The organism is Planctomycetota bacterium (genome assembly GCA_016125255.1).
In the GTDB taxonomy this organism is placed as follows: Bacteria; Planctomycetota; Phycisphaerae; order Phycisphaerales; family Zrk34; genus RI-421.
Map to the genome: position 1 here is coordinate 55882 of WGMD01000021.1, position 11362 is coordinate 67243.

The 11362-nt window shown below is 63.1% G+C and carries 10 protein-coding genes; 9 read left to right on the forward strand and 1 reads right to left on the reverse strand.

Annotation, left to right across the window (positions count from 1 at the left end; translation table 11 throughout):
• Nucleotides 1–7 precede the first annotated feature (7 nt).
• Nucleotides 8–1138, reverse strand: coding sequence for an HD domain-containing protein (locus tag GC162_15170; protein ID MBI1369982.1), 1131 nt, complete (start codon nucleotides 1136–1138; stop codon nucleotides 8–10).
• 361 nt (nucleotides 1139–1499) lie between these two features.
• On the opposite strand from GC162_15170, the gene GC162_15175 reads away from it, so the two are divergent.
• The 9 genes from GC162_15175 (at nucleotide 1500) to rpsD (ending at nucleotide 11356) form a co-directional block, all read left to right on the forward strand.
• Nucleotides 1500–2852 (forward strand): adenylosuccinate synthase, encoded by a 1353-nt coding sequence (locus GC162_15175; GenBank protein MBI1369983.1) that lies wholly within the window; start codon nucleotides 1500–1502, stop codon nucleotides 2850–2852.
• Nucleotides 2849–3616, forward strand: a complete 768-nt coding sequence (locus GC162_15180; protein MBI1369984.1) for an isoprenyl transferase — start codon at nucleotides 2849–2851, stop codon at nucleotides 3614–3616. The genes GC162_15175 and GC162_15180 overlap by 4 nt, the downstream gene beginning before the upstream one ends.
• Nucleotides 3513–4430: a hypothetical protein gene (locus tag GC162_15185; protein ID MBI1369985.1), complete on the forward strand. Its 918-nt coding sequence runs from the start codon at nucleotides 3513–3515 to the stop codon at nucleotides 4428–4430. The genes GC162_15180 and GC162_15185 overlap by 104 nt, the downstream gene beginning before the upstream one ends.
• Complete coding sequence (locus GC162_15190) at nucleotides 4427–6946, forward strand: alpha-glucosidase (protein ID MBI1369986.1); 2520 nt, start codon at nucleotides 4427–4429, stop codon at nucleotides 6944–6946. The genes GC162_15185 and GC162_15190 overlap by 4 nt, the downstream gene beginning before the upstream one ends.
• A gap of 189 nt (nucleotides 6947–7135) precedes the next feature.
• A complete protein-coding gene (gene hpt / locus GC162_15195) occupies nucleotides 7136–7693 on the forward strand; it encodes a hypoxanthine phosphoribosyltransferase (GenBank protein MBI1369987.1) in 558 nt (185 codons plus the stop codon).
• Nucleotides 7690–8238, forward strand: a complete 549-nt coding sequence (locus tag GC162_15200; GenBank protein MBI1369988.1) for a PH domain-containing protein — start codon at nucleotides 7690–7692, stop codon at nucleotides 8236–8238. Before hpt ends, GC162_15200 begins: the two co-directional genes overlap by 4 nt.
• A gap of 108 nt (nucleotides 8239–8346) precedes the next feature.
• Nucleotides 8347–9201, forward strand: coding sequence for an HAD hydrolase family protein (locus GC162_15205; GenBank protein MBI1369989.1), 855 nt, complete (start codon nucleotides 8347–8349; stop codon nucleotides 9199–9201).
• A 343-nt stretch (nucleotides 9202–9544) separates the two neighbouring features.
• A complete protein-coding gene (locus GC162_15210; protein ID MBI1369990.1) occupies nucleotides 9545–10519 on the forward strand; it encodes a PEP-CTERM sorting domain-containing protein in 975 nt (324 codons plus the stop codon).
• 240 nt (nucleotides 10520–10759) lie between these two features.
• Nucleotides 10760–11356 carry a 30S ribosomal protein S4 gene (gene rpsD, locus GC162_15215; protein MBI1369991.1) on the forward strand — a complete coding sequence of 199 codons (597 nt, stop codon included), beginning with the start codon at nucleotides 10760–10762 and terminating at the stop codon, nucleotides 11354–11356.
• Nucleotides 11357–11362 lie beyond the last annotated feature (6 nt).

Genomic DNA, 11362 nt, shown 5'->3' on the forward strand with positions numbered 1-11362 from the left:
GGGATGCTCACGCACTGACGCCCATGAAGCGCTTCAGCGCCGCGACACACGCGGGATCAAGCTGATGCGGCGTCATGTCATCGATGATGCAGAATGCCTTTTCGATCGACATGCCTTCGCGGTAGTGCCGCTGCTGGGTCAGCGCATCAAAGATGTCGGCGACGGCGAGCACGCGGGCCTTGAGCGGGATTTCCTCGCCGACGAGCCCATCGGGGTAGCCGGAGCCATCGAGTTTTTCGTGATGCGCCGCGGCGATGAAGTCCAGCCCGCGCAGCTCATCGGTGAACTCGATGCGGCTCAAAATCCGGCGGCTCTTGGCGGCGTGGTCCTTGATCTGAGCGAACTCCTCATCGCTGAGTTTGCCCGGCTTGGTGAGCACCGCCTCGGGCACGCCGATCTTGCCCACGTCGTGCAGCAAGCCCGCGATGCGGATCCATTCGATCTGCGGCACCGGCAGCCCCATGTGCCACGCCAATCCCATCGCATAATTGGCGACATTGAGCGAATGCGTGCCCGTGATCGGATCGCGCATTTCGATCGCCGTCGAAAACGCGCGGACAAAGCTGTCGAACTGCCGGCGCTGCGCATCGTACAGCCGGGCGTTGTCCAGACTGATGCTCACCTGCACGGCGATGGCTTCGATGAGCGGCAGGTCGTCTTCGGTGAAGTAACCGACGCGGCGGTCCATCACCTCAAGCACGCCGTCGCATCGCCCCGGCCGATGATACACCGGCACCACCATCATCGACCGCGGCACGTAACCCATGCGCTCGGCCAGGTGACGATCGAACATCGGCGACTCGAACGTGTCCGAAAGCACGAACGGCTCGTGCGTCTGAAACACGCGCCCCACCATGCCCTGATGATCCGCAATCCGAATCGGCTCCGCCGCACTTTCCATCCCCTGCGCCACGCAACTCAATAGCTGATGATGCGACGGATCATGCACGAACAAGCTGGACCGATCCGCGTCGAACGCCGCCGTGACGTGACCCATGATCCGGCCCATCAGGTCCTTCGTATTCTGAATCGTGCCCAACGCCATCGACACCTGCAAAAGCGTCTGAAGCTGCTTCTGAATGCGCGACGGCGGCGAGGCCAACTGCTCGGCGAGTTTCTCAGAGATGGATGCGGACATGCACGGTCCTTTCTCGATCCGACATCACAGTATCGACCATCCTCCGACCCGACTGCGACAGCGTCCCCCCGCATCAAGCATTCCACCCGCCGATTCCGCCCGCACAGTCGCTACAATCGGCACATCATACCATGCCAGGTTGCGACACTGACATCTTTTGCGTCGATTGAATGCGGTTGCCCCCCCGCCGCCGATGCGGTTATAATCTTCTCGTTTGTGAAAATGGTTTCCGCGGCGAGCCTTTCCCGGATGGTGCCGGGATGCGGATCTCCCGCTCGGCGGCAATTGCCGCCGGGGGGGAAAAAGGCAAAGCTCGCCCTCACGGTATTCTCCCGATGAGGGTTTTTTCATGGCTACGCAAATGGATTCAGCCACGTCAACCGCCGCCCGCACCTCGCCCGTTCCGGGCACGCACGCGGCCGTGGTCGGGCTGCAATGGGGCGACGAAGGCAAGGGCAAGATCGTCGATCTGCTCTGCGAGCAGTACGACGTGATCGTCCGCTACAACGGCGGCGCCAACGCCGGGCATACCGTCGTCGTCGGCGACCAGAAATACGCCCTGCATCTGCTCCCCTCCGGCATCATCAACCGCAACAAGCTCAACGTCATCGCCAACGGCGTCGTCATCGACCCGGCCAAGCTGCTGGAGGAAATCGACGGGCTGGCGACGCGCGGCGTCGAAGTCGGCGACAACCTCCGCATCTCCGATCGCGCCCATCTCGTCCTGCCCTATCACAAACAGCAGGACCTGCTCATGGAAGCCGCGATCAGTAAAGCGCGCGGCGAAGGCAAGAAGATCGGCACGACCGGCCGGGGCATCGGCCCCGCCTACGCCGACAAGGCCACGCGCAGCACCGCCTTCCGCGTCGGCGAGCTTTACGACGAAAAGCACTTCACCGAGAAGATGGCCCAGGTCGTCATCATCAAGAACGCCATGCTCGAATCCCTCGCCAAACTCGCCGGCGAAACTTTCGAGCCGATTCATGCGGGGCATCTGGCCGAACAGTACCTGGAGTTCGGCGAGATTCTCAAGCCCCATGTCTGCGACACGACGCCGCTGCTTCATGATGCGATGCGCCGCGGCAGGAAGCTGCTCTTTGAAGGCGCCAACGCCTGCATGCTCGACATCGATCACGGCACGTATCCGTATGTGACTTCGAGCAACTGCTCGTCGCTGGGCATTTACCCCGGCTCGGGCGTACCCGGCGGGCGCGTCGGCCGCATGGTCGGCATCGTCAAGGCGTACACCACGCGCGTCGGCGGCGGCCCCTTCCCGACCGAACTCAATGACGCCGTCGGCCAGCGCATGCGCGACAAGGGCCACGAATACGGCACCACCACCGGACGCCCCCGCCGTTGCGGCTGGCTCGACCTGGTCGTCCTCAAATACTCCGCTCAAATCTGCGGCGCGACGGAGCTTTCGATCATGAAGCTCGACGTCCTCGCCGGTCACGACAAGCTTGATATCTGCACGGGCTACGAAGTCGATGGCAAAAAACTCGACCATTTCCCGGCGGATGCCGATGTGCTGGAGCGCGTCAAGCCGATCTATGAAACGGTCGAGGGCTTCAGTGAGGAAGTCACCGATTGTCGGAGTTTTGACGAACTTCCCAAGGCGGCCCAACGTTACATTCAGCGGATCGAACAATTCGTCGGAGCGCCGGTGAGCTTGATCAGCGTCGGCCCCGAACGCTCGCAAACGCTCAGGAAATGAACCCACCTTCGACCACTTCGACGCTGGAGCTTCCCGCCGGTCTGGATCGGCGGACGATGCCGCGTCATGTGGCGATCATCATGGACGGCAACGGACGCTGGGCCGCTCAGCAGGACAAGCCCCGCATGTACGGGCATCAGAAAGGCGCGCTCACCACGCAGCGCATCGTCGCCGAGTCCGCCCGGCTGGGCATCGGGTGTCTGACGCTCTACTCGTTCAGCATCGAGAACTGGAAGCGCCCCACGCCCGAGGTGCAGTTCCTCATGGACCTGTGCCGCGAGCGGCTCAAGGTCGAGCTCGAACTGATGATGGACAACAACGTCCGATTCGTTCACGTCGGCCGGCGCGAAGGGCTCGACGAGCAGGTGCTCGCGGACCTCGATGAAACGGTGCGACTCACAGCCGGGAACACGGGCATGACGCTCGCATTGGCATGGAACTACGGCTCGCGCGCCGAGATCACCAGCGCCGCCAAACGCATCGCCCAGCGATGCCTCGACGGCGAACTGACGCCCGATCAGATCACCGATCAAACCATCAGCGATCATCTGCTGACCGCCGGCCTGCCGGACCCGGACCTGCTGATCCGCACGGCGGGCGAGATGCGCGTGAGCAATTTTCTTTTGTGGCAGATCAGCTACGCCGAACTGCATGTGACTGATGTGCTCTGGCCCGCCTTTACGGCCGAGAACTTTCACGCGGCGCTGCGGGACTACGCCTCCCGTCAGCGCCGATTCGGCGGGGTTGATGCCGCCCATGAATAGCAGCCGCCTGATCATCGGACCCGTGCTGATTGTCCTGGCGCTGGGGCTTTTCTGGCTCGACGTGCAGCTTCAGAAGCCGGGCATGATCCTTTATGGCCTGCTCGTGCTCGTCTACCCGCTCGCGTCGATCGAGCTGGCGTCGATGGCCAAGCTCAAAGGCATGCCCGCCAATGCGTGGATCATGTGTCTGGCGGCGATCGCGCTGGCGGGGACGATGTATCTCTGCGACGACGTGCGGGCGCTGCCGACGATGATCGTGCTCACGTTCATGGTCAGCATCCTCTGGCACTGCCGCAAGGCGCAGCCCGCCGGCGCGATCGGCGCGGCGGGGGTGACGCTATTGGGCGCGATCTACCTCGGCGTCCTCGGCGGGTTCTATCTGATCATGTGCAAGGAGCACAGCGCCTGGGTCGTCCTCGCCGTGATCCTCATCACCAAGATGGGCGACAGCGGCGCGTATTTCACCGGACATGCGATGGGCAAGCACAAGCTCATTCTCTGGCTCAGCCCCGGCAAAACATGGGAAGGGTTCATCGGCGCGATGGTGTGGGCGGCGGCGTTCGCGGCGCTGTTCGCATGGATCGGCCGGTACATGACCCCGGCGCACGAATTCAACATCGCCGGGGCGGCCCTCGGCGGCGTCCTGCTGGCGATCATCGGTCACGCCGGCGACCTGACGATGAGTCTTTTCAAGCGCGACGCCGGCATCAAGGACTCGGGGGCCCTGCTGCCGGGCTTCGGCGGCGTGCTGGACATTCTCGACTCGATCCTGCTCACCGCCCCCGCTGCTTATTGGATGCTTCACCTGCTATGAAACACGCCCTCGCCCTCCTCGCTGTTTTGTCATGCGCGGTGTCGACCGCGCAAGCCGCCCAACTGACCTCGCCCGATGGGCGACTCGCCGTTTCGGTGAGCGTCAACGATGCGGGCACGATCCTGTATCACGTCACGCGCGACGGCAAAACAATTCTCGCCGACGCCCCGCTGGGCCTCGTCTTCGATCGCGGCCGGCTCGATCGTGATGCGAAACTCACCGATACGGGCAAGGTCATCGAGCACGACGAAACATGGAAACCCGTCTGCGGCGAGCGCGACAAGGTGCGCGATCACTACCGGGAGCAGTCGCTGATCTTCGCATCGACGACCTCGCCGGCGATGACCAACACCTTGACGCTGCGGGCGTACGACGAAGGCGTCGCTTGGCGCTACGAAGTGGCCGGCGGAAGCGAAGCGCATCTCATCACCGATGAAATCACGCAGTTCCGTTTCCCGCATGACGCGCCGGCGTGGGCGGTGTACACGGCTCAGGGCGAATACGAACGAACCTCCCTCAGCGCGATCAAGCCCGGCTGCGAGCGCCCGCTCGTCGTGCAGCTTGACGACGCCTGCTATGTCGCCCTCGCCGAGGCGCGGCTCGTCGACTACGCACGCATGAAGCTCTCGCCGGTCGTAGGAGCGCCGCTGACGCTTGTCAGCGATCTGGCCGGCCATGTCGTCATCGGCGAGCATCTGGCCACGCCCTGGCGCGTCGTCATGGTCGCCGATTCGCCCGGAAAACTCCTCGAAAACAACGATCTGATCCGCAACCTTAATGACCCGTGCGCGGTCGCGGACACAAGCTGGATCAAGCCCGGGAAGGTCATCCGTGAAGTCACGCTGACGACCGACGGGGCGAAGCGCTGCGTGGACTTCGCGGCCAAGCATCACATCGCCTACATGCTCTTTGACGCTGGGTGGTACGGCAACGAATACAACCCCGCCTCCGACGCGACGACGATCAGCGTCGACCCGGAGCGTTCGCCCGGCCCGCTCGATCTGCATGACGTCATCGACTACGCCAACCAGCGCGGCGTCGGCATCATTCTCTACGTCAATCATCTCGCCCTCGAACGCCAGCTCGACGAGTTGCTGCCGCTCTACGAGAAATGGGGCGTCAAGGGCGTGAAGTTCGGGTTCGTGAACGTCGGCGAGCAGCAGTGGACCGCGTGGCTGCACGATGCGATCCGCAAGGCGGCGGCGCATCATCTGATGGTCGATGTGCATGACGAATATCGCCCGACGGGATTCAGCCGCACGTATCCGAATTTCATGACGCAGGAGGGCATCGGCGGCGACGAGACCAGCCCGAGCGCGGCGCAGACGCTCACGCTGGCGTTCACGCGCCTGCTCGCCGGCGCGGCGGACAACACGATCTGTTACTACGATCCGCGCGTCGATGCGAATGCGAACCACGCGTTTCAACTCGCCAAGGCGGTGTGCCTGTACAGCCCGTGGCAATGCCTCTACTGGTACGACAAACCGGCGGGCCCGGGGGCGGACGACAAGCCCGATGGGATGAACCACGTCATCGGCGACGAGCCGGAGCTTCGGTTCTTTGACGAGGTGCCGACGGTGTGGGACGAAACGCGCGTGCTGGACGGCGCGATCGGGCAGTACGCCCTCATCGCCCGTCGCAGCGGGACGGACTGGTACATCGGCGCGATGAACGGCGACGAACCCCGCACGTTCACCGTCAAGCTCGACATGCTCCCGGCGAAGCAGACGTACCGGATGAGCGTCTACGCCGACAACGACAAGTCGGGCACGCGCACGCATGTGAGCATCGACCGGCGGAACGTCATGCGCGACGCCACGCTCACCATCGCGCTCAAATCGCACGACGGTCAGGCCATTCATCTGACCCCCGCCGGCGAAACCGATGCGCGGCTCCAGTCCGACGGCCCCGGCTGGCGGCTCCAACAAGCCAACATCGTCGACCCCAACCGCCCCCGCGTCCTGCTCATCGGCGACTCCATCGTCAACGGCTACGCCAGCCCCGTCATCGCGGCGATCGGCGACAAGGCGTACGTCGATGCGTGGATCAATCCGTACTGCCAGGGTTCGTACAAGCTTGACGAAATGGTGCGCGATGTGCTCGCACACGGGCCTTACGATGTGATCCATTTCAACATGGGTCTGCACGGCTGGCAGAAAGGGCGCATCCCCGATGGACAGTTCATTCCGCTCACGCAGAAGCTCGTCGACACGATCCGCGCCGCCAATCCGAACGCAAGTCTGATCTGGGCCTCGAGCACGCCGGTCACGAAGAAGGACCACCCCGGCGAACTGGAGCCGGACATCAACCCGGTGATCGTCGAGCACAATCGCATGGCGGCGCAGGTCATGACCGACAATCACATTCCCATCGACGACCTGTACGGGCTCATGTCGACCCACCTGGACCTCGCCCGCGGCGACAGCTTCCACTGGACCGGCCCCGGCGTGAAACTTCAGGCGGAGGCGGTGACGAAGATCATCCTTGATACGCTCGCCGATCGTGCGAAGAAGTAGGTCGTCCTGTCCTGATGCTTTTCAATGACCATTGACAAATGCCTCATGCCTGATGACAAATGAATTGGTCATTAGGCATTAGGCATTTGTCATTGGCCATATCGGATCGCCCCTTTGGTTCTCCTTGTCCGGTCGTCCATGGTTCTCCCTCACGTTTGAACTTTGCCGCCCGCCGATTAAACTCTGTCAATGCGGGAACACATTGACAGGGTGCTCATCAATCGTCACATCATCGCCCGGCGGGTCGGGGAGATGGCGGATCAGATCGCCGCCGACTTCAAGAAGGCCGAAGGCGACGTCCCCACGCCGCACATCACGCTCGTGCCGATCCTCACCGGCTCATTGATCTTCCTGGCCGACCTGATGCGGCAGCTTCCGATGATGATGCGGATTCAGCTTGTCACGGTCAGTTCGTACCCCGGCACGGCGACCAAGTCGCAGGGCGTGCAGCTCAAGGGGCAGCTCCCGGAAGACCTTACCGGGCATCACGTGCTGGTCATCGACGACATCCTCGACTCGGGGCACACGATCGCCTTCGTCATGGACCTCATCAAGCAGCGCAATCCCGCCTCGTTCAAGTCGTGCATGCTCCTCCGCAAGCAGATTCCCAGCGCCATGAACACCCACGCCGACTATATCGGCTTCGACATCCCCGATGAATTCGTCGTCGGGTACGGGCTGGACTACAACGGGTTCTACCGCAATCTGCCGGATGTTTGCGTACTCAAAAAAGAGGTGTTCGGGTGAACGCCAACGCGCCCGATCCGGTGCTGGGCCTGACCGGCGACCGCGCCGCGGCGCTCTTGCCCGCCGACCTGCTTCAGGGCGACGAGACGATCATCCTGCTGCTCAAACCCAGCCCCTTGTACATCCTCCTTTCATGTGTGGGCACGCTGGGCGTGATCATCGTTTTGACGATGGCGGCGTTATGGGTGCACCGGCATCTGGGGCTGGGCGAATATGACCCGAGCAGTCTGATGACGCTGGCGGTCGGGCTGATGGGCTTGCGGCTGTTCTGGCAGTTTCTGGAATGGATGAGCCGGACGTACGTGCTGACGGATCGGCGGGTGATCCGCATCAAGGGCGTGCTGCGCGTCGAAGTGTTTCAGGCGGAGCTTGGGCGCATTCAGCATACGGACGTGATCATGAGCGTGCGCGAGCGGCTCTTCGGGCTGGGCACGATCAGCTTCGCCACCGCCGGCACGGGCTTCCCCGAAGCGTACTGGCTCATGCTGCGTAGACCGTACACCGTGCAGAAGCAGATTTTGCAGGCGATTCATCGGTATCGGTAAACGAAAGGCGTCAGTCATCAGCGGTCAGGTATCAGCTCAAAAGCAAGAACACGCGGACCGGAGTATGCTCCTGCTGACACCTGAACGCTGAGAGCTGAAAGCTTTTCGATGAACTACAAACTCCTCGCGCTCGATCTGGACGGCACCCTGCTCGATTCCAACGGCCACGTGCCGGAGGCGAATCGGCGGACGATTGAGCGGGCGCGGAAGGCGGGGATGATGGTGGCGCTGTGCACGGGGCGCGGGTTGGCCGAGTCGCGGCCGGCGATCAACGCCATCGACCACGTCGGGCCGGTCGTGCTGGCGGGCGGGGCGCTGGTGAGCGATCCGACGACGGGGCGGACGCTGCATCGCGCGACGATCGAGCCGCGCCTCGCGGCGGAACTGACGGAGCATTTTCTGCAATCCGGTCAGGCGGTGCTGATTCTCGTGGACCCCGATCCGCTCGATCACGATTATCTGGTCATCCGCGGCGACCGGCTGACGCCCAACACCCGATGGTGGTTCAAAATGATCGGCACGCGCGAGCGCTACGTCGACACGCCGACGCTGGAGGATCTGCATCACGTCCTGCGCGTCGGCATCGTCGGGCCCGAATCGGTCATGCCCCCGCTGACCGCCTCGCTGACCGACACGTTCGGCGAGCGCGTGTGTCTGCAAAGCTTCATGGCGGTCAAACTCGAGGATCATGAAGATGTGCATCTGCTCGAGGCCTTCGCCGGCGGAGTCAACAAGTGGTCGGGCCTGACGTGGCTGGCCAACGAGCACGGGATCGACCTGTCGCAGGTGGCGACGATCGGGGACCACGTCAACGACCTGGCGATGATCGAAGCGGCCGGCTGCGGGATCGCCATGGGCAACGCCATCGACGCCGTCAAGGCGGCGGCCAAACGTCAGACCGGGACCAACGACGAAGCGGGCGTGGCGACGGCGATCGAACGGCTGCTCGACGGGACATGGTGAGGGTCAAAGTGCGCGGACGGGATGGGCGGTGCCTTCTGGCGACTTGGCCAATGACGCCAGGTGCAGGTTTCTGCTGAGCATGGAATACATGGTGGGCCACGAAGGCGCGAAGACGCGAAGGAAGGCAGGGAGGAAGAGTGTGATGCGCGCCTCCTCCGTTATTCTTCTTCGCCTTCCTTCGCGTCTTCGCGCCTTCGTGGCCCATTTCGCCTTCGTCCACGCCCGTCATCTGGTGACAAAATCGCACATGGCGTCATTGAGAACTCGAAACCCCGAAACCAGCCAAACCCCGCTGCCGATTTCATGAGCCAATCGGGCGTTTGCGGGGGGCGTTTGTGGGAGCGTGACCCTCGATTTTTTGCTGGCAATGCGCGGGGGCCTGGGGTATAATTCGCTCGATGCGGATTCCTCACATGGAGGTGGACGAATCCGGCGAGCGACGCGGCCTGTGGGTGCGGCGTCCGTGAGAGAGATGGATCCCATGATGCGTAACACGTTTGTCGCCATCGCCCTGACCGCTGCCCTTGCATCCGTCGCCTCCCCGGCGAAGGCGGTGCTGCTCAATTTCGACACCGAGACGGCGACGACGATTCCGTCGATGACGCCCAATTCACCGACCCGCCCCGGCGCCCTGACGAGCATCAGCGGCGTGGTCGACGGGATCACGGTGACGATCTCCCGCTCCGGCGGACAATCCTTCGACATCATCGACAATGCCCAGCAGGGCAACCTCAAGGCGCCCAACGAACTGAACAACGGCAAGTGGGGCGCCCGCTCGATCGACCCGTTCATCAACACGACCAAGTCGCTGATCATCAGCTTCGACACCGCGGTGCACACGGTCTCGATGCTCATCGGCGACTTCGGGGCGGACACCGATGCGGTGCAGCTTAAGGCCTATTCCAACGCCAACGCCACGGGGCTCATCAAGACGACGACGACGGATCTGCCGACCTCGCCGACCGTGCCGGGGTCCAACAAGTTCACGGAGAAGCGCGTGAGCGTGTTCTCGTCGGCGGTCAATATCCGCAGCGTCGAACTGATCGCGGGAGCGGGCGTCAACAATGACCTGTTGAGCGTGTTCATCGATCGGCTGTTCTTCTCGGCGACGCCGGAAGTCGTCGACGCCACGCATATTCCCGACATTCCGATCAGCACGACGGAAGTGAGCTTCATGCTCAATTTTCTGGGCGTGGACAATCCGCTGAACCTCGGCGATCAGTTTTTCGTGGCCGGGGACACGGTGCCGGAGCCGACGGGCTTGGCGATGTTGGGGCTTGGCGCGGTGGCGATGATGCGTCGTCGGCGTCGGGCGTAAACCCCCTCCAAAACAGGCCGCGAGCGGCCTCGCTGAACAGATGAAATCGATCGCTTGACCGGGGGCGGTCAGCGTGCAACAATAACGGTCTCGACGCCTCCCCGGTTTGACTCCGCAATGGATGCCGGGGCGATGAGACACTCGGCCGGGACGGTTGCCCTCCCGGTGGCGAAACGAGACAAGACATGCAGCGTGCATTGTTGAACCCGAAACAAAGCGGCAACAGGATATCGAATCGACATGGCCAACTACACCGGTCCGAAGGTCAAGCTTTCGCGTCGCGTCGGCGTTCCCATCGCTGACATCCCCAAGCACACGCAGGTCCAGCTCGTCCCGCCGGGACAGCACGGGTTCCGCGGTCGCCGGCTGCGCGACTACGGCGTGCGTCTGAACGAAAAGCAGAAGCTGCGCTACCACTACAACGTGCTCGAGAAGCAGTTCCGCCGCACGCTCGAAATCGCCAGCCGCACCAAGGGCAACACCGGCGTCGTGCTGCTGATCCTCCTGGAAAAGCGTTTGGACAATGTGCTGCGCCGCCTCGGCTACGCCCGCACCATCTGGGCCGCCCGGCAGATGGTCGCGCACGGGCATGTGCTCGTCAACGGCCGCAAGACCGACCGCCCCAGCTACGTCGTGAGCGTCGGGGATCAGATCACCGTCAAGGAACGCGCTCACAAGCTCGTCCGCGAGAACCTCGAGTCGATGGCCGGCCATGACGTGCCCGCCTGGCTGAGCTTCGCTCCCGCCGACCTGACCGCCTCGGTCGTCGCCGAGCCGACCGTCGATCAGGTCCCCTTCGATGTGAACATGAACCTCATCGTCGAATTCTACCGCTGATCGAAT